The organism is Paracidovorax oryzae ATCC 19882, assembly GCF_000687165.1.
In the GTDB taxonomy this organism is placed as follows: domain Bacteria; phylum Pseudomonadota; class Gammaproteobacteria; order Burkholderiales; family Burkholderiaceae_C; genus Paracidovorax; species Paracidovorax oryzae.
In genome coordinates this window covers 369,691-388,022 of the sequence record NZ_JMKU01000001.1, presented here as the reverse complement: position 1 = coordinate 388,022, position 18,332 = coordinate 369,691, and the positions used below count along the sequence as shown (strand labels likewise).

Genomic DNA, 18,332 nt, shown 5'->3' with positions numbered 1-18,332 from the left:
GAGGAGTGATCATGGCAAAGAGGACGGCTCAGGTCTTGTCGGTGAATGAGGGAATTGCCGGGTTTTGAGAGATTTCCATAGGGCTCTGCCCAAGTCGTTGAGACGGTGGTATTAGCCATTTCTAAATGGGCCCCGTTGCGTTAATCGCCCATTCGTTCCGCATTGGCGAGTAGTCGCTCAAGATGACCAAATGTGAAATTTTTGTGTTTAATGGCATTTGCAACTGTGCTCGAATAACCATATTTTTGTGCAAGCATTACCATTTCATTGATCAAGCTAAGTGCAGCCCCCTTGTTGTATCTCGTCCGACGTCGTTTTTCCACATCACGCGCGAAATCTTGAACGCGCGGGTCATTCTTTCTCTGTGACGATGGTACGCGGTACAGTAACTCCAATAGAGAGTAAACCGCTGATTGCGCTTCATAAAAAACTCTATCGGCAAAAGCTATGTGAAGTTGATCAGAGTTAGTTGAAAGTCCAGACAGATACATACATGCCTGTTCGATGGTCGGTGATATAGGCTCGCATTCATCTGAAAGAGCATAGGCAGACAATAAAGCGCTATCTTGGTGTTTTCTCTCAGTTCCCTCACAAACGCTCCATTCAAAGAAAAATCCTCTTTCATTTAAAATGTGATCCGAATTTCTGAAGAGCGCTGCTGCGTCTCCGGTGTTGCCGGTTTTTCGATAAAAAAATGCCAGTTTAGTAAGCAAACGGACGTTGGTTGGATCTGCTTCGTAAAGTTGAGTGGCAATTTCAATTGCAAGTCCTGTTTTTCCATTTGCCATGAGCCTCTCTGGCATCTCATAGCGCCAGAATGGAAGGCTGATTACATGTTCCCTGTTGGAACGCTCAGATTCGGATAGCGCTAAATCTATATAGTAATGCGCAATGTCTTCATTGAACTTGGAATGAAGGACTTCAATTATTGCCTCTGCAATATAACGATGTCTAGTAAATATTGCGCTAGCTGTGCTGGTTGCTGCAGCTTCCTTCCCAAGTTGTCGAATAATCTCATTTTGTAATTTCGATACGGGAATTTTGAGAAGTGCGGCCAACGCCGCAAAGGTTAATTTTTCAAAACCTTCTGCATGCATGGCAGCGATGTAGCCAAGTACATCTTTGAGTGACTTACCGTCTTCCAAAGGAATCTTTGATAATTTTTGAAGCATTGACTCCGCGTGCTCTAAGAGCTCGCCCCCATGCCTCGAGAGCAGCAAAGCGCCAAAGAATGCACCAGAAGTACCCTGCGCCTCTTTACGAGCAAAATAGCGAAGCTTCGCCGCTCTTTCTGTGATATTCGTTCTTGAAAGCTCGCCAAGGCCCTTATCTCCGTATTTTTCCCACGCATTAACGATTAATTCTGCATCGCGAGGGTTAAGATCCTTTAATACTACCTCTTTATGTTTGGCACGAAAATCCCAGGCTAATTCACTTGCGCCTGATGCACGCCAATCAGAGTCTCTACTCGCTAGTAAGAAATCTATGCGGATATCAAGGTCTTTACATCCAGATTCAATAAACCGATGAATAACTATTGCTAATTGATCGGCTTCATCGATCACAACGAGCCATTTTTTATGGTTTTTTAATGTTTCTATTAATTCCTCTGCCACGAAGGGACTCGTGTGATTTGTGCGAAAGAGTACGCGTTTAGTTTTGTCATTTCGAAGCACTTCCAGTGTTGCTTGAAGAAGCGCTGTCGTCTTTCCTTCACAGCCTGCTGCTAAAAGGGTACATACTGTGGTTGTATTTGCTTCGCCTTTAAAGATGTCTGTGATTTTTCCCACAATCTCACGTCGCGGAATGGAATCCGAGAGCGCAATTTTCCAGGTTGGGGTCGCACCATCAAAATAAGTCACTGCATCTGAATCACTGAGTTTTTCGGTAAATTTCTCAAGAGCGCGTAGATCTTTAACTTCCCATCCGGGGGGGAGTTCAATTTTTTTCTTGGCTGTATAATCAATTTTCTTTTTCCCGGTTGGAGCGCTAAATACCCACCAGTCACCTTGTCTATTATTTTCGTGGAAATTTGTGCCATTCAGAATCCAGCATTGTTGGTCGAAATTCCATGTGTATGGCTGAATTCTTACTTGATTAGTGACTAAGTCTAGCGTGCTCCATATAAATCCATTTATCCATTTGCTGCTTTCGGGAGCTTGCCAAGCAGCACCAGATTGAATGCTTAGAAATTCTCCTGAGCCGGTAATATGCGTCGTGCCGTTTTCTTTATGCATATGACCATGCAGATAAATAATCTTATTCTCTGCAAAAATTGATTTCAGAGCATTTTGTTGGCTTGAGTGAAACCATTCTATTGGATGATGACCAAGAACAATTTTTATTTCGGCATTCTTTGCTTCTGCAAGCGCAGCTTTTGTTAACTGAAAGCCAGGAGTAAGTGCTCCAAAGTCTTTATCGCCATCGCTCAGCCATGCTGTATTAAGCCCAATTATTGCAACTGTGCCAAAATCATACTTCTGTTGCTTCAAAAAATAACCTTTGGCCTGAGAGAAATCAGCCGTTACCGCGCATTGACTATGGGTTATAAAATTGGTAAAACGGTCAACGACAATTTTTCTCGATGCCAGTGACCGTTCACTTACACCAAAATAATTGAGATCTGGCCTAACTAGCTTTTCCTTGCTAAAGGCATCGTTGATGTTTCTGTCAAGGTCGTGATTTCCGGGAACGGCAATAATTTTTTCGCGAAATTCTTCTCCATATAGTGAGATAATTGGATTTACTATATTTTCGATATATAGTAAATACTCTTCACGTCTGCCTTCTTTTGCAATATCACCTGTAACAAATACGTAATCTGGGCGTATCCTTTCTTTGACTGCACACAAATGTCTGATGATATCTTGTGATGATCTAATTTGATCTCCCTGCAAGGTGCTGAAATGAAAGTCCGAAAGATGAAGCCAAGTTATTTTATTTGACATATAATTTATTTTTTGATTAATTAAATAATGAATTATTAGATGTCTATTTTGCGGTTTATTGTGTAAGTGACGTGTCTCATGTTGCCAATTAAAAAATTGCGCGTGTCCTAAGGGTCCTAAGAAAAATATCGTCCTTCAAGTCCTTGTCCAATGAAATCAACAACTTATGAGAAATTTTCGTAGTTCCTCAGGGTTTGCAAACCTTCTCTTGCTGCCGAGCGCAGCACGTTTTCTAATACGTGTCTTCAACGTCCCTGGCGCTCGATCTATCGGGGGAAATCATAAGATAAAAATTTCCTTTAAAATAATAACGGAGATTGCCCACGTTTAACCGTAGGTTTCCTGCCCAAAGTTTGCGATTTAGGCCAAAGGCCTGCTTTACGTCGGCAAGCCGGATATCACGCAACTGGTTCGGGCCCGCGCTGGCTCCGTTCGGTAGCATCTGTGCCGTGGTGGGGCGTTGCAGGCTGCCATACACCCGTTGGATATCCGCGCAATACCGATCTGCCGATGCCCAGCCGCAGGTGCCATGCGCCTGCCACTCGTTCTGCATCAGATCGGTGCCAGGCATCATGCAGAGGTATTGCCGCACCAGTGGCGTGGGCAGGGCGGTGGGGGTGGGCTGGCAATTGCGCGGATGGTCGTCCACGGACCGGGCCTTGCCGTTCTGCGGCCACAGGCCATGCACCACCCATTCGAACCGGTTGCCGGAAAAGCACTGGAAGGCATGCCGCTCCTTCGCTGCCCCGGTCTTGTTGCGCTGGCTTTCGCAGTGTTCGGGCGACCAGGACAGCACCAATGCCATGTAGTCCGTAGGCGCGTTCGGATTGGCATGGTCCACCGGGCGGGGTGGGGAGGGCGTCACGGTGCCTGGGACTGCGCACACTTCCTGCGCCGAACCGGGCAGGCAGACGAGGGCGCCCAGGCCACAAAGCAGCAAGGCGCACACCCACGATGGAAGCCGAGACCGACCGCGCATGAATCCCTCCTCGTCGGCGCGCGACCTCCGGATCGGGGTGGCGCCTTTTTTTATATCTTGCCGATTGGACTCAACTATGGCGCGGCGGGGTGAATTGTCAATAGGTATCGCTCGAGACGGCGGGGCGTGACAGCTTTCCGCGTGCATGCACTGGTCTCAGTTCACTCCAGCGCAGCCCCATCCACCTGCCTGACCGGTATGCCGGACAGGTCCACACCCTCCAGGCACCGTGCATTAACGGCCCATCCCACGAACGGCCGCATCCCCTGCGCAAGCTCCTGCGCCGTCGCGGCGCGGGGCTTGCGGAAGGGCATGATCCCGCAGGTGGGGCAGAAGTAGTCCTTGGCGGTGCGGGTGTGCCACTCGTACACGCGCAGGTTCTCCAATGGCGTGAGCATCCGCAGCGCGGAGAGGGGACCCGGTGGATCAGGGCGCCGCGGCGCCTGCACACGGAGCAGTTGCAGCTCCTGACATGGTCGAGGACAGTCTCGATCTCGAAGCGGCAGGCGCCCCAGTGGCATGAGCGCTGGAAGATCGCCATGGTGGAGCCTATGGGTCCGTCGCCCGCACCGGGAACGAGAACGCGAATTCGGTGCCGTGGTCGTGGCTGGACTGCACGACCACCTGCCCGCCGTGCGCCTGCGCGATCGCACGCACGATGAACAGGCCGAGCCCGACGCTGCGCGCGGAGCTGTCTTCCGCGGTGACGCCACGCACCATGGGCTGGAAGAGGCGGCCCAGCGTGTGCCGGGGGATGGGGTCGCCGTGGTTGTGCACGGCCAGGCGGGCGGTGCCCGATTCCACCGCGGTGGACACGGTGACGGTGCTGGCCGGCGTGCCGTAGGCCATGGCGTTGCCCACGAGGTTGCCCAGGAGCTGGGCGATGCGGTCCGGGTCGGCGCTGATGTCTCCGCCGCCCGTGGCGATGTGTTCGATGGTGCGGCCGGGGAAGGCCACCGAGAGCTCCTCGATGATCCGGGCCGCGAGCTGGTGGAGGTCTGTTGGGCGGCGCGAGACGCTCAGGCCCGCGCCCAGGCGCACGACCGTGAAATCGAGCAGGTCGGCGATGAGCCGCTTGGCGCGCTGCCCGGCGCGGGTGATGTTGCCGAGCATGCGCGCGGCCGTCTCCGGCGGAGTGGGCGTGGGCGTGGCCGTGGCGGCCTGGCGCGTGAGCATGTCGGCAGCCAGGAGGATGGTGGTGAGCGGGTTGCGCAGGTCGTGGCTGACGATGCCGATCATCTGTTCGGCGAACACGGCGCGGTCTTCCGCGAGGGCGCGCCCTTGCTCGGCTTCGGTGATGTCGCTGAAGATGCCCACGAATTCCGTGAGCATGCCGTCGTCGCCCCGGAATCCCTGGCCGGACGAGACGAGCACGCGGCGGTGTCCCTTCGCGTCGGTGATGCGGTGCTTGAACTGGTAGGGCTCGCCGGTGCGCAGGGCGCGGTCGAGTGCGGCGCGCTCCGCGGCGCGGTCCTCGGGCACCACGTGGGCCACGAAGTCGTCCTCGTCCACGGGCCGGTCCGGGTCCAGGCCCAGCAGGACGGCGACGTCGGCGCCGAAGCGCCGCCGGCCGTTGGCGGGGTCCAGGTCCCACATATGGATGGCGCCGGACTGCATGGCCTGCCGCAGGCGCGAGCGGGACGCCTGCAGGGCCTGCTGCGCCTGCCGCTCCTTGGCCACCATGTCGTCGGCGCGCTTGCGGGCGGCCAGCAGTTCGCGCTCGTATTTATTGCGTTCCTCGGCCACCATTACGGCGATCTCGTCGAAGGTGTCCTCGCCGCTGGTGCGGCGCACCACGTTGAGCAGGGCGGGGAAGGTGCTGCCGTCACCCCGGCGGATGTCGAGCTTGACCTCCGAGATGGCGCCCTGCATTTCCAGCATGGGCTGCCAGTGGGTCTGGTGGAAGATCCGGCCGCCCACGGTGAAGAGCTCCTGCAGCTTTTTCTGCCGGACCAGTTCGTGCGGGGGGACGCCGGTCCACTGGCACAGGGTGCGGTTGACCTTGAGGATCAGGCCGGACGTGCTGGTCACCAGCAGCCCGCAAGGCATGCGGTCGAAGAGTTCTTCCGCGCCTACCATCCGATCGCGCCGAGGAATTCGTCCATCACGGCGCTGCACGCGCCGGGGGCGCTGAGGTGCGGGCAGTGCCCGACGTTCTCTATCACCCGCAGCATGCCGCGGGGCAGGTGGCGGAGCATGTAGTCGCCCACCGGGCGCGGCGCGATGATGTCCTCGCTGGACTGGATGACCAGCGCCGGCTCCTTCAGCCGGTGCAGGTCGGCCCGGTTGTCGGAGAGGAAGGTGACGTGCGCGAATTGCCGGGCGATGTCCGGATCGGTGCGGCAGAAGCTGGCCGTGAGCTCTTCGCCCAGTTCGGGCCGGTCGGGCGCGCCCATGATGGCGGGGGCCATCTGGCTGGCCCAGCCCAGGTAGTTGGAGTCGAGGGTGTCCAGCAGGGAGTCGATGTCCTCGCGGGAGAAGCCGCCCACGTAGTCGCCATCGTCGATGTAGCAGGGGGAGGGGCCGACCATGACGTGGCCGGCGAACCTTCCGGGGCGGTGGATGCCAGCCAGCAGGCCGATCATGGCGCCCACCGAATGGCCCACGAAGACCACGGGGCCTTGCGCGAATTCGTCGATGATCTCCAGCACGTCGTCCGCATAGCCATGGAGCGAGGCGTACTTGCCGGGGTCGTAGGCGCCGAGGTCGGACAGGCCGCTGCCCACCATGTCGAAGGTGATGGTGCGGCAGCGCGCGGCATAGCGCGGCGCCAGCAGGCGCCACATGTTCTGGTCGCAGCCGAAGCCATGGGCGAACACGAGGCATCCGGCGCCCTGGCCCTGGACCTTCACGTTGTTTCTGCGCCCGACCGACATGCAAGCTCCTGGTAATGCCCGGGCGATGCCAGCCGCGGTACGACGCAACCATTATGGGACATCCGTCCAGTTGCCCATGGGCATGACCGGTGGGGCCGTGGGTGAAACGGCGCGCTCCGTGGAATCCGGCAGAAAAAGGCCGCACGGGTGGATGGCGGCCGCGCCTTCGCGCGGTGTGTTTCGTGCCTGTCCGTTCCGCTTCGCGGACACGGCGCGCTGCGGCAGCCCTTGTCCGTAGATTGGGCTGATCGCAGGCCTCCCGCGAGCGCGCCGGAGGCCGTTCCCGCACACCCATCCTTTTCTTGCAGCCATGCCCACTTCATCCCTGCGTACCGCTTCCGCGTCACCCACCAACGCCGCCGCGGCGCTGTTGCCCCATCGGGGCACCGACAGCGCGGCCGGAGCGACGCCCGAAACCCTGCGGACTTCCCTGCCGCCCCCGGATGCCGGCTCCCTCCGGGGCCTGCGGCGCGCGAATTCCATGCCATCGCCGCAGGCCGCGGACGCCCTGTTGCGGGCGTCCCTGCCCACGCGCCTCGCCGGCGATGCCGTCGCGCTGCCGGCGCAGGCGCTGCCCTTGCTGCACGCCGCGCAAGGGCTCGTCCACGCCCTGATGGCACCCGCGCAGGCGCGGGATGCGGAGGTCGTGCAGCGGCTGCAGCGCAATACCCAGGTGCTGCTGGACAAGGGCATCGACACCCCGGAAAAGCTGCAGCGCTTTCTCTCCACCGCCTGGCGCCACGATGCGGTGCTCGGCTTCGCGGGGCTGGGTTTCAGCAACGGGGCGGGGTACATGGCCGGGATCACGGCGGCCAACGAGAAGCTGGTGTCGCTGCTGCCCACGGACCTGCTGCGGAACACGCCGCGGCTGGGCTTCGTGGTCGGTGTGGGCGTGGGTGCGCTGGACGTGCTGGTGAGCGCGGTCGGCAATGCGGTGGTCGCGCCGCGCCTCTACAACGGCCCCTCCGGCCTGGACCGCCTGCCTGCCGCGCTGCGCCCGGACCCGCATGCCGAGCAGATCCGCAATGCCGGACTGGCGGCAGGATTCAACATCGCGAAGAACCTGCCGCGCGTGGTGGAGCCTTTCGTGCAGGCAGCGATCGAGGGCCGGGGCGACCACAGCGTGAACCGCGTGTGGGCGGACCGCATCGACGCGTCGCTGCTCGACGGTTTCGGCGGGATGCTGGCCGCGGGCGCCCGGGGCGTGCACAGGCTCTCGCAGGCGGTGCCCTACGATGCGCGCATGCTGTTGCGCAGCGACCTGGGCGAGGTCATCGACCAGACCCGGCGCCCGTGGAAGGAATCGCTGCAGGGTGTCGGCGCGTCGGCGCTCGAGGGCGCGAAGTCGCTCGTGACATCGCCCGTGCCCGTGGCGGTGGTGGCCACGGTGGGCTGCTTCATCGCCGAGCTGTTCGCGGCCAATGCGTCCATCGACCGCGCTGGATCACCCGCGGGGCTGCCGGCGGACCGGGCGGACGCCAGCATGCTCTCGGGCAAGCGGGCTTCGTCGGTCCTCCTGATGGGGCTGATGTCCGGAACGATCGAACTCGGTGCCCCCTATGCCGCGCGGGGCGGCGCCCACGTGGCGCGCCTGATCCACCAGGGCCTGCAGCAGACGTCCTCGAACCTGATGGGCTGGGCCCAGGCCCGCTTCGGTGCCGCGGAGCCGGACCTGGAAGCGGGCCGGCAGCGGTAGGGCGCGCGGCCCGGGCCTGCGGCCTGCGCGTTTTCCCGGAGGAAGATGTCCATGCAATTAGTTGACATCTAAATCATCTATTCCTAAAGTTGCTGCAGGCCCGAACGGCCCTGGAGACCTGCGCATGAAGATCGTTTGCATCGGTGGCGGCCCGGCGGGCCTGTATTTCGCGCTGCTCATGAAGCAGCAGGATCCTGCCCACGACGTCACCGTGGTGGAGCGCAACAAGCCCTACGACACCTTCGGCTGGGGCGTGGTGTTTTCCGACGCCACCATGGACCACATGCGCACCTGGGACCGCGAGACGGCCGACGAGATCCAGGAGGCCTTCAACCACTGGGACGACATCGAGCTGCGCTTCAAGGGCCGCACGATCCGCTCGGGCGGGCATGGCTTCGTGGGCATCGGGCGCAAGAAGCTGCTCAACATCCTGCAGGCGCGCTGCGAGCGCCTGGGCGTGCAACTGGTGTTCGAGACCGAGGCGGCTTCCGACGAGGACTATCCCGACGCCGACCTCGTCGTCGCCTGCGACGGGGTGAACTCCCGCATCCGGGGCCGCTACGCCAACGTGTTCCAGCCCGACATCGTCACGCGGCCCAACCGCTACATCTGGCTGGGCACGCACAAGCTGTTCGATGCCTTCACGTTCGACTTCCAGCGCACGGAGCACGGCTGGTTCCAGGCGCACATCTACAAGTTCGACGACCGCACGACCACCTTCATCGTCGAGTGCCCGGAGGCGGTGTGGAAGGCGCACGGCCTGGACGGGGCCGACCAGGACCAGTCCATCGCCTTTTGCGAGCGCGTGTTCGCCGGCACGCTGGGCGGTGCGCCCCTGATGAGCAACGCGCGCCACCTGCGCGGCTCGGCCTGGCTGAACTTCCAGCGCGTGGTGTGCGCGCAATGGTGGCTGCGCAATCCCCGCGGCAGCCACGTGGTGCTGATGGGCGACGCGGTGCACACGGCGCATTTCGCGATCGGCTCGGGCACCAAGCTCGCCATCGAGGATGCGATCGAGCTCGCGCGCCAGTTCGGCCGCCTCGGCGGTGGCCGCGAGGGCATCCCCGCCGTGCTCGCGGCCTACCAGGAGGCGCGCCGCGTGGAGACGCTGCGCATCCAGAACGCGGCCTGGAACGCGATGGAGTGGTTCGAGGTGTGCGGCGACCGCTACTGCGACCAGCTGGAGCCCGAGCAGTTCATGTATTCCATGCTCACGCGCAGCCAGCGCATCAGCCACGAGAACCTGCGCCTGCGCGATGCCGGCTGGCTCGAAGGCTACGAGCGCTGGTTCGCGCACCGCGCGGGCATCGACGTGCCGGCCGGCAGCCGGCCGCCGCCGCCCATGTTCACGCCGCTCACCGTGCGCGGCGTGACGCTCAAGAACCGCATCGTGGTCTCGCCCATGGCGCAGTATTCGGCGGAAGACGGCCTGGTGGGCGACTACCACCTGGTGCACCTGGGTGCGCGCGCCATGGGCGGTGCCGGCCTCGTGTTCGCCGAAATGGCCTGCGTGAGTGCCGAGGGCCGCATCACCCCTGGCTGCCCGGGCCTGTACCGGCCCGAACACACGGCGGCCTTTCGCCGCATCGCCGACTGGATCCATGCGAACAGCGACGCGAAGTTCGGCATCCAGATCGGCCATGCGGGTGCGAAAGCCTCCACGCGCCGGGCCTGGGAGGGCATCGACCAGCCGCTGCCCGAGGGCAACTGGCCCATCGTGTCCGCCTCGCCGCAGCAATACCTGGAAGGCGTGGGCCAGCGCGCGCGGCAGATGGACCGCGCCGACATGGACGCCGTGCGAGAGCAGTTCGCCCAGGCCGCCCTCGCCGCCGATGCAGCGGGCGCGGACTGGCTGGAGCTGCACTGCGCCCACGGCTACCTGCTGTCGAGCTTTCTCTCGCCGCTCACCAACCAGCGCGATGACGAATATGGCGGCCCGCTGGAGAGCCGCCTGCGCTACCCGCTGGAGGTGTTCGCCGCGGTGCGTGCCGCCTGGCCGCAGGACAAGCCGCTGTCGGTGCGCATCTCTGCCCACGACTGGGTGGAGGGCGGCACCACGCCGCAGGACGCTGTGGAGATCGCCCGGGCGTTCAAGGCGGCGGGAGCGGACATGATCGATTGCTCCTCGGGCCAGGTGAGCAAGCGCGAGAAGCCGGTCTATGGCCGCATGTTCCAGACACCGTTCGCCGACCGCATCCGGCAGGAGGCGGGCATCGCCACCATCGCCGTCGGCGCGATCAGCGAGGCGGACCATGCCAACAGCATCCTGGCCGCCGGCCGGGCCGACCTGTGCGCGGTCGCGCGGCCGCACCTGGCCAACCCGGCCTGGACGCTGACCGAAGCGGCACGCATCGGCTACACAGCGGTGGAGTGGCCGCGGCAATACCGCTCCGGCAAGCAGCAGCTGGAGGCGCACTTCGAGCGCGAGAAATCCATGGCGGCGGCCGCGGGCGGGAAGGGCTGACGATGGACACGACCCAACGGCATGCCCTGGTGACGGGCGGCACGCGCGGCATCGGCGCGGCCATCGCCCGGCGGCTCGTGGCCGATGGCCTGCATGTGACGGTGCTGGGCCGCGATGCGCAGGCTGCGCAGGCCTTCGCCGCCAGCGATGCGGCACACCTGCACGGCGTGGCCGCCGACGTGGCCGATGCGCGGCAGGTGGCGCAGGCGCTGGCCTCCGCTCGGGAGCGCTTCGGCCCGGTGCAGGTGCTGGTCAACAACGCCGGCCAGGCCGAGAGCGCGCCGTTCCTCAAGACCGACGCGCAAATGTGGCAGCGCATGCTGGACGTGAACCTGACCGGCACCATGGTCTGCACCCAGGCCGCGCTGCCTGGCATGCTGGACGCCGGCTGGGGCCGCATCGTGAACGTCGCGAGCACGGCGGGGCAGGTGGGCTATGCCTACGTGGCCGCCTACTGCGCGGCCAAGCATGGCGTGATCGGCCTCACGCGGGCGCTGGCGGTGGAGCTGGCGGTGAAGGGCGTCACGGTGAATGCCGTGTGCCCCGGCTACACCGATACCGACATCGTGCGCGAGAGCATCGACCGCATCGTCGCCAAGACCGGCCGCAGCGCCGAGGCCGCGCGGGAAGGCTTCGTACGCGCCAATCCGCAGGGCCGGCTGGTGGCGCCCGAGGAGGTGGCCGACGCTGTGGCCTGGCTATGCACCGATGGTGCGCGGTCGGTGAACGGGCAGTCCGTCTCGGTCAGCGGCGGCGAGGTCATGTGAGCGGCCGACCGGACATGACCAGGCGCCCCATGGCCACCCGCAAGCAGAGCTTCCGCCTCGTGCAGGCACTGGGCGACGAGCACATCGGCCTGGAGGCGCGCGCCCAGGCCGGCGACCACCTGGACATCAAGATCTGGCTGCGGCTGCTGGCCTGCAGCACGCAGATCGAGCAGCAGGTGCGGCAGTGGCTGCGCACCCGCTTCGACACCACGCTGCCGCGCTTCGACTACCTCGCCCAGCTGGACCGGCATCCCGACGGACTGCGCATGAACGTGCTCTCGCGCTACCTCATGGTCACGGGCGGCAACGTCACGGGCCTGACGGACCAGCTCGTCAAGGAAGGGCTGGTCGAGCGCACAGAAGACCCGGAAGACCGCCGCTCCTGGCGTGTGCGCCTGACGGACAAGGGCCGGACCGATTTCGCGGCCATGGCGGCGGAGCACGAGCGCTGGCTCTCCGGCCTGTTCGACGGCATGCCCGCGGCCAGCAAGGACGCGCTCTACGAACATCTCGGCCTGCTGCGCGTGCACCTCGTGCAGCGGCAGGTCGCGGCCGGCGCGGCATCGCCCGTGGATGCGGCCGCCCAGGCCCCGGGCGAAGCGGCCGGCCTTCCCGACACCCCATCGAAACGCAGCAGGAAACCCCTCCCATGACCGAACCCCGCATCGATCCCCGGCTCGTCGCCGGCAACCGACGCCCGCTCGCCGGCTACCAGGCCGAACATTTCCTGTGGAACGTACAGGACGGCGTGGCCACGATCACGCTGAACCGGCCCGAGCGCAAGAACCCGCTCACCTTCGATAGTTATGCCGAGCTGCGCGACCTGTTCCACAGCCTGCGGCTGGCCGACGACGTGCGGGCGGTGGTGCTGGTGGGCGCGGGCGGCAATTTCTGCTCGGGTGGCGACGTGCACGAGATCATCGGCCCGCTGGTCGCGTTGAAGGCGCCCGAGCTGCTGATGTTCACCCGCATGACGGGCGAACTGGTCAAGGCCATGCGCACCTGCCCTCAGCCGATCGTGGCCGCGGTGGACGGCGTGTGCGCCGGCGCGGGCGCGATCATGGCGATGGCCTCCGACCTGCGCCTGGGCACGCCGCGCAGCAAGACGGCCTTCCTCTTCAACCGCGTGGGGCTGGCGGGATGCGACATGGGCGCCTGCGCGATGCTGCCGCGCATCGTCGGCCAGGGCCGCGCGAGCGAACTGCTCTACACCGGCCGCAGCCTGGGCGGAGAAGAGGGCGAGCGCTGGGGCTTCTTCAACCGCCTGTGCGAGGCCGAAGCGCTGCTGCCCGAGGCGCAGGCGCTCGCCGCGCAGCTGGCCGAAGGGCCGGCCTTCGCCAACGGCATCACCAAGACCATGCTGCACCAGGAGTGGGCGATGACCATCGAGCAGGCCATCGAGGCCGAGGCGCAGGCGCAGGCGATCTGCATGCTGACCGAAGACTTCTCGCGCGCCTACCATGCATTCGTCGCCAAGCAGAAGCCGCGTTTCGAGGGAAACTGACATGGCCGATACCACCTATCTCGATTGGCCGTTCTTCGAGCCGCGGCACGCGCAGCTGGCGCGCGATCTGGATGCCTGGGCGCTGGCCCATCTGCATGCGGAGCACGGCCCCGACGTGGACGCCGAATGCCGCGCGCTGGTGCGCGCGCTCGGCGATGGCGGCTGGCTGCGCCACGCCGTGGGCGAATCCGGCGCCGCCATCGACACGCGCATGCTCTGCCTGATCCGCGAGACGCTGGCGCGCCATTCGGGCCTGGCGGATTTCGCGTTCGCCATGCAGGGCCTGGGCAGCGGGGCCGTCAGCCTGCACGGCACGCCGGTGCAGCGTGCGCGCTACCTGGAGCGCGTGGCGCGCGGCGAGGCGATCGCCGCCTTCGCGCTGTCCGAGCCCGAGGCCGGCTCCGACGTCGCGGCCATGGGCTGCACGGCCCGCGCCGAGGAGGGCGGCTATGTGCTCGACGGTGAGAAGACCTGGATCTCCAACGGCGGCATCGCCGACTTCTACGTGGTGTTCGCGCGCACCGGCGAGGCGCCGGGCGCGCGCGGCATCAGCGCCTTCATCGTCGATGCCGATGCGCCGGGCTTCTCGATTGCCGAGCGCATCGAGGTGATCGCACCGCACCCGCTGGCCCGGCTGCGCTTCGACGGCTGCCGCGTGCATGCCGCACAGCGCCTGGGCGCGCCCGGCGAAGGCTTCAAGGTGGCCATGCGCACGCTGGACGTGTTCCGCACCTCGGTGGCCGCGGCGGCGCTGGGCTTTGCGCGGCGCGCGATGGACGAGGCGCTGTCGCGCGCCACGACGCGCCGCATGTTCGGCGGCGTGCTGGCCGACTTCCAGCTCACGCAGGCGAAGCTCGCGCAGATGGCCACGGCCATCGACAGCGCGGCGCTGCTCACGTACCGCGCCGCCTGGCTGCGCGACCGGGGCGCGGTGGTCACGCGCGAGGCCGCCATGGCCAAGATGACGGCCACTGAGAACGCGCAGCAGGTGATCGATGCGGCAGTGCAGCTCTTCGGCGGGCTGGGCGTGGTGAGCGGGCAGCCGGTGGAGCGGCTCTACCGCGAGATCCGCGCGCTGCGCATCTACGAAGGGGCGACCGAGGTGCAGCAGCTCATCATCGGCCGCGACCTGCTCAAGTCCGCTGCAGCTGCTGGGGCCGCCGCCGGCTGACACCGCCCTGTTGTACGACGGCCTTTTCGCACGACGCCCCATCGATCCGGACCCCGGAAAGGACAAGGAAGACGCCATGCATGCCAGCGCCCACGCCGATACCTTCGCGCGCGACCGCCTTCCGCCGGCCGCGCAGCAGCCCGAGTACCTGTTCGAGCTGCCGGAACTGCAGTTCCCGGAGCGCCTCAACTGCGCCGATCCGCTGCTGGACGTGCATGTGCGCGAAGGGCGGGGCGGGCGGTTGTGCATCCGGGCACCGGGCGGTGTCTCCTGGACCTATGCCGACCTGCAGGACAAGGCCCACCGCATCGCCAACGTGCTGGTGCACCGCATGGGCCTGCAGCCCGGCAACCGCGTGCTGCTGCGCGCGCCCAACAACCCCATGCTCGCGGCCTGCTGGTTCGCGGTGATGAAGGCCGGCGGCATCGCCGTGGCCACCATGCCGCTGCTGCGGGCCAAGGAGCTGAAGGCGATCATCGACATCGCCCAGGTCACGCACGCGCTGTGCGACGCGTCGCTGGCCGAGGAACTGGCCCTGGCCGCGCAGGAGCCCGGCTCGCCGCTGCGCGCGGTGCGGCATTTCCATGACGCCGGGCCGGAGGGGCTGGAAGCGCTGATGGCCGGGGCCTCGGCCGATTTCACCAACGTCGATACCGCCTCCGACGACTGCTGCCTGCTGGGCTTCACTTCCGGCACCACGGGGGTGCCGAAGGCGACGATGCACTACCACCGCGACGTGATGGCGATCTGCCACTGCTGGCCGCCGCATGTGCTGCGCCCGCGCGCGGACGACGTCTTCATCGGCAGCCCGCCGCTGGCCTTCACCTTCGGGTTGGGCGGGCTGCTGCTCTTTCCCCTGCACATCGGCGCGTCCACGGTGCTGCTCGAAAAGGCCGGGCCGCCACAGTTGCTGGAGGCCATCCAGCAGTTCGGCGCGACGGTGCTGTTCACGGCGCCCACCTCGTACCGCGCGCTGGCTGCCGATGGCGCGCTGCTGCGCGGCACGCCGCTGCGCAAGTGCGTGTCCGCCGGAGAGGCGCTGCCCGCCTCGACGCGCGCGCTCTGGAAGGAGGCGACCGGCATCGAGCTGATCGACGGCATCGGCGCCACCGAGATGCTGCACATCTTCATCTCCCACGACGAGGCGGGCGCGCGGCCCGGTGCCACGGGCAAGCCCGTGCCGGGCTACCGGGCCCGCGTGGTGGACGAGGCGGGCCGCGAGGTGCCGCCGGGCACCGTGGGCCGGCTGGCGGTGCAGGGGCCGACGGGCTGCCGCTACCTGGCGGATGCGCGGCAGCGGGCCTATGTGCAGGACGGCTGGAACCTGACCGGCGACGCCTACCTGATGGATGCGGACGGCTACTTCTTCTACCAGGCGCGCACCGACGACATGATCGTCTCGGCCGGCTACAACATCGCCGCGCCCGAGGTGGAGGAGGCGCTGCTGGCCCATCCCGCGGTGGCGGAATGCGCCGTGATCGGCGTGCCGGACGCGCAGCGCGGCCAGATCGTCAAGGCCTTCGTGGTGCTGCGTCCCGGCACCGCGGCGGACGACGCCACCGTGCAACTGCTGCAGGATTTCGTCAAGCGCACGGTCGCTCCGTACAAGTACCCCCGCGCCGTGGAATTCACCGATCGGCTGCCGCGCACGCAAACGGGGAAGCTGCAGCGCTTTAAGCTACACGCCCCGGCATGATGCCGGCGCGCGGGGCTGCAGCCGCGCGCCATCCACCCTTTCCGTCCACCGCCTCCCGCCCACTGCCAAGGAGCCTCCGATGCCATTCTTCCCGTCCCGCGCGCACCGTTCCCCGACATTCGCTGCCGCCCTCGGCGCGGCCATCGCCCTGCTGGCCGGCGGCGCCCAGGCGGCGGACAAGGTCAAGGTGGGCCTGCTGACCACGCTCTCGGGCCCCGGGTCGGGCCTCGGCATCGACATCCGCGACGGGTTCCAGCTCGCCGTGAAGCAGGGCGCAGGCAAGCTCGGCGACCTGCCAGCCGAAGTCACCGTGGCCGACGACCAGCAGAGCCCCGATGCGGCCAAGCAGACGGCCGACCGGCTGATCAAGCGCGAGCGCGTGGATTTCATGACCGGCATCGTGTTCTCCAACGTGATGCTGGCCGTCGGGCAGCCGGTGTTCCAGTCGCGCACCTTCTACATCAGCGCCAACGCCGGTCCGTCGCAGTACGCGGGGGCGCAGTGCAATCCGTACTTCTTCAGCGCCTCCTACCAGAACGACAACATGCACGAGGCCGTCGGAAAGACGGTGCAGGACCGCGGCTTCAAGAAAGTGGCCCTGCTGGCGCCCAACTATCCGGCAGGCAAGGACGCGCTGGCCGGCTTCAAGCGCTACTACAAGGGCGAGGTGGTGATGGAGGCCTACACGCCGCTGAGCCAGCTCGACTATGGCGCGGAGCTGTCCAAGATCCGTGCTTCAGGTGCCGACGCGGTGTTCGTGTTCCTGCCGGGCGGGCTGGGCGTGAACTTCGTCAAGCAGTTCACCGGCGCCGGCCTGGGCAAGGAGATGAAGCTCTTCGCACCGGGCTTCTCGGCCGACGAGGACGTGATCCGCGCCGTGGGCGATGCCATGGTGGGCATCTTCAACAGCTCGCAGTGGGCCCACGACATGGACAACGCCGCGAACAAGCGCTTCGTGGCCGACTTCCAGAAGGAATACGGCCGCCTGCCGACGCTGTATGCCGCGCAGGGCTACGACGCCGCCCGGCTCATCGACGGCGCCGTGCGCCGCGTGGGCGGCAAGCTCGAGGACAAGGCCGCGCTGCGCAAGGCGCTGGAGGCCGCGCCGTTCGAATCCGTGCGCGGGCCGTTCCGCTTCAACACCAACCACTACCCCGTGCAGGACTACTACCTGCGCGAGGTGGTGAAGGACGGGCAGGGCCGCATCACCAACAAGACCGTCGGCCGCGTGTTCGAGGCGCATGCCGACGCCTATGCCGGCGAATGCCGCATGCCCTCCTGAGGCCGCGGGCCGGTCGCGCGCATGACGGGGCTCCTGCTTCTCGAGCAATCGCTCAACGGCCTGCAGTTCGGGCTGATGCTGTTCCTGCTGGCCGCCGGCCTGACGCTGGTTTTCGGCATCATGGACATGATCAACCTGGCACACGGCTCGCTCTACATGGTGGGTGCCTACCTGATCGCGGCCATCGCCACGGCGTCCGGCTCGTTCTGGATCGGCCTCGCGGGCGGCACGCTGGCCACCGCGGCGATCGGCGTGCTGCTGGAGGTGTCGGTGCTGCGGCGCCTCTACCGGCGCGACCACCTCTCGCAGGTGCTGGGCACCTTCGCGATCCTGCTGATGGCCAACGAGGCCGTGCGCATGGTCTGGGGCTCGCAGCCGGTGCCGCTCAACCCGCCGCCCGCGCTCGCCGGCCCGGTGGAGCTGCTGCCGGGCTTTTCCTACCCGGCCTACAGGCTCTTCATCATCGGCGTCGGGCTGGCGGTGGCGCTGCTGCTCTATGTGCTGGTCACGCGCACGCGCGTCGGCATGCAGGTGCGTGCCGGCGCTTCCAACCGCGAGATGGCGATGGCCATGGGCACCAACGTGCGCCGGCTGTTCACGGGTATCTTCGCGCTGGGCGCCGCGCTCTGCGCGATCGCGGGCGGCATGCTCGGGCCGTTGCTGGCCGTGCAGGTGGGCATGGGCGAGAGCATCCTGATCCTCGCCTTCGTGGTGATCGTGATCGGCGGCATCGGCTCCATCCGCGGTGCGCTGGTGGGGGCGCTGCTGGTCGGGCTGGTGGACACCGCCGGCCGCACCCTCGTGCCGCTGCTCGCCGAGCGCCTGCTGGCGCCCGCGGCCGCCGCGGGCGCCGGGCCGGCCGTGGCCTCGATCCTGATCTACGTGTTGATGGCAGCGGTGCTGTTCTGGAAGCCGCGCGGCCTGTTCCCCTCCCATGGCTGAAAGCACC

At 65.1% G+C, this 18,332-nt stretch carries 14 protein-coding genes; 9 read left to right on the top strand and 5 right to left on the bottom strand.

The window, feature by feature from the left end:
* Nucleotides 1–140: 140 nt before the first annotated feature.
* From T336_RS25850 to T336_RS0101640, 5 genes are all read right to left on the bottom strand, one after another.
* On the bottom strand, nucleotides 141–2,948 hold the full coding sequence (locus tag T336_RS25850; RefSeq protein ID WP_084151347.1) for a metallophosphoesterase family protein: 2,808 nt from the start codon (nucleotides 2,946–2,948) through the stop codon (nucleotides 141–143).
* Between the two features lie 232 nt (nucleotides 2,949–3,180).
* Nucleotides 3,181–3,789, bottom strand: a complete 609-nt coding sequence (locus tag T336_RS25845) for a ribonuclease T2 family protein (RefSeq protein WP_209435929.1) — start codon at nucleotides 3,787–3,789, stop codon at nucleotides 3,181–3,183.
* A gap of 299 nt (nucleotides 3,790–4,088) precedes the next feature.
* Nucleotides 4,089–4,325 (bottom strand): GFA family protein, encoded by a 237-nt coding sequence (locus T336_RS27285; RefSeq protein ID WP_244883852.1) that lies wholly within the window; start codon nucleotides 4,323–4,325, stop codon nucleotides 4,089–4,091.
* A 151-nt stretch (nucleotides 4,326–4,476) separates the two neighbouring features.
* Entirely contained in the window at nucleotides 4,477–6,006 is a 1,530-nt protein-coding gene (locus T336_RS0101645; protein ID WP_026431262.1) for a sensor histidine kinase, read from the bottom strand.
* Nucleotides 6,000–6,803, bottom strand: a complete 804-nt coding sequence (locus T336_RS0101640; RefSeq protein WP_026431261.1) for an alpha/beta fold hydrolase — start codon at nucleotides 6,801–6,803, stop codon at nucleotides 6,000–6,002. The genes T336_RS0101645 and T336_RS0101640 overlap by 7 nt, the downstream gene beginning before the upstream one ends.
* Before the next feature lie 310 nt (nucleotides 6,804–7,113).
* On the opposite strand from T336_RS0101640, the gene T336_RS0101635 reads away from it, so the two are divergent.
* The 9 genes from T336_RS0101635 (at nucleotide 7,114) to T336_RS0101595 (ending at nucleotide 18,325) form a co-directional block, all read left to right on the top strand.
* Nucleotides 7,114–8,499 (top strand): hypothetical protein, encoded by a 1,386-nt coding sequence (locus tag T336_RS0101635; RefSeq protein ID WP_026431260.1) that lies wholly within the window; start codon nucleotides 7,114–7,116, stop codon nucleotides 8,497–8,499.
* Between the two features lie 124 nt (nucleotides 8,500–8,623).
* A complete protein-coding gene (locus T336_RS0101630) occupies nucleotides 8,624–10,963 on the top strand; it encodes a bifunctional salicylyl-CoA 5-hydroxylase/oxidoreductase (RefSeq protein ID WP_026431259.1) in 2,340 nt (779 codons plus the stop codon).
* A gap of 2 nt (nucleotides 10,964–10,965) precedes the next feature.
* On the top strand, nucleotides 10,966–11,730 hold the full coding sequence (locus T336_RS0101625; RefSeq protein WP_026431258.1) for an SDR family NAD(P)-dependent oxidoreductase: 765 nt from the start codon (nucleotides 10,966–10,968) through the stop codon (nucleotides 11,728–11,730).
* 29 nt (nucleotides 11,731–11,759) lie between these two features.
* Nucleotides 11,760–12,383 carry a MarR family winged helix-turn-helix transcriptional regulator gene (locus T336_RS0101620; RefSeq protein WP_026431257.1) on the top strand — a complete coding sequence of 208 codons (624 nt, stop codon included), beginning with the start codon at nucleotides 11,760–11,762 and terminating at the stop codon, nucleotides 12,381–12,383.
* Entirely contained in the window at nucleotides 12,380–13,234 is an 855-nt protein-coding gene (locus T336_RS0101615) for an enoyl-CoA hydratase family protein (RefSeq protein ID WP_026431256.1), read from the top strand. Before T336_RS0101620 ends, T336_RS0101615 begins: the two co-directional genes overlap by 4 nt.
* 1 nt (nucleotide 13,235) lies before the next feature.
* Nucleotides 13,236–14,405: an acyl-CoA dehydrogenase family protein gene (locus T336_RS0101610; RefSeq protein WP_026431255.1), complete on the top strand. Its 1,170-nt coding sequence runs from the start codon at nucleotides 13,236–13,238 to the stop codon at nucleotides 14,403–14,405.
* Nucleotides 14,406–14,481: 76 nt separating this feature from the next.
* Nucleotides 14,482–16,101, top strand: coding sequence for an AMP-binding protein (locus T336_RS0101605; protein ID WP_026431254.1), 1,620 nt, complete (start codon nucleotides 14,482–14,484; stop codon nucleotides 16,099–16,101).
* A 79-nt stretch (nucleotides 16,102–16,180) separates the two neighbouring features.
* Nucleotides 16,181–17,383 (top strand): ABC transporter substrate-binding protein, encoded by a 1,203-nt coding sequence (locus T336_RS0101600; protein WP_026431253.1) that lies wholly within the window; start codon nucleotides 16,181–16,183, stop codon nucleotides 17,381–17,383.
* Nucleotides 17,384–17,404: 21 nt separating this feature from the next.
* Complete coding sequence (locus T336_RS0101595) at nucleotides 17,405–18,325, top strand: branched-chain amino acid ABC transporter permease (protein WP_026431252.1); 921 nt, start codon at nucleotides 17,405–17,407, stop codon at nucleotides 18,323–18,325.
* Nucleotides 18,326–18,332 lie beyond the last annotated feature (7 nt).

What these genes read in the sequence shown, in the direction of transcription:
- T336_RS25850 (WP_084151347.1), bottom strand. Translation starts at nt 2,948, where the DNA reads ATGTCAAATAAAATAACTTGGCTTCATCTTTCGGACTTTCATTTCAGC.
- T336_RS27285 (WP_244883852.1), bottom strand. Translation starts at nt 4,325, where the DNA reads ATGCTCACGCCATTGGAGAACCTGCGCGTGTACGAGTGGCACACCCGC.
- T336_RS0101645 (WP_026431262.1), bottom strand. Translation starts at nt 6,006, where the DNA reads ATGGTAGGCGCGGAAGAACTCTTCGACCGCATGCCTTGCGGGCTGCTG.
- T336_RS0101640 (WP_026431261.1), bottom strand. Translation starts at nt 6,803, where the DNA reads ATGTCGGTCGGGCGCAGAAACAACGTGAAGGTCCAGGGCCAGGGCGCC.
- T336_RS0101635 (WP_026431260.1), top strand. Translation starts at nt 7,114, where the DNA reads ATGCCCACTTCATCCCTGCGTACCGCTTCCGCGTCACCCACCAACGCC.
- T336_RS0101630 (WP_026431259.1), top strand. Translation starts at nt 8,624, where the DNA reads ATGAAGATCGTTTGCATCGGTGGCGGCCCGGCGGGCCTGTATTTCGCG.
- T336_RS0101625 (WP_026431258.1), top strand. Translation starts at nt 10,966, where the DNA reads ATGGACACGACCCAACGGCATGCCCTGGTGACGGGCGGCACGCGCGGC.
- T336_RS0101620 (WP_026431257.1), top strand. Translation starts at nt 11,760, where the DNA reads ATGGCCACCCGCAAGCAGAGCTTCCGCCTCGTGCAGGCACTGGGCGAC.
- T336_RS0101615 (WP_026431256.1), top strand. Translation starts at nt 12,380, where the DNA reads ATGACCGAACCCCGCATCGATCCCCGGCTCGTCGCCGGCAACCGACGC.
- T336_RS0101610 (WP_026431255.1), top strand. Translation starts at nt 13,236, where the DNA reads ATGGCCGATACCACCTATCTCGATTGGCCGTTCTTCGAGCCGCGGCAC.
- T336_RS0101605 (WP_026431254.1), top strand. Translation starts at nt 14,482, where the DNA reads ATGCATGCCAGCGCCCACGCCGATACCTTCGCGCGCGACCGCCTTCCG.
- T336_RS0101600 (WP_026431253.1), top strand. Translation starts at nt 16,181, where the DNA reads ATGCCATTCTTCCCGTCCCGCGCGCACCGTTCCCCGACATTCGCTGCC.
- T336_RS0101595 (WP_026431252.1), top strand. Translation starts at nt 17,405, where the DNA reads ATGACGGGGCTCCTGCTTCTCGAGCAATCGCTCAACGGCCTGCAGTTC.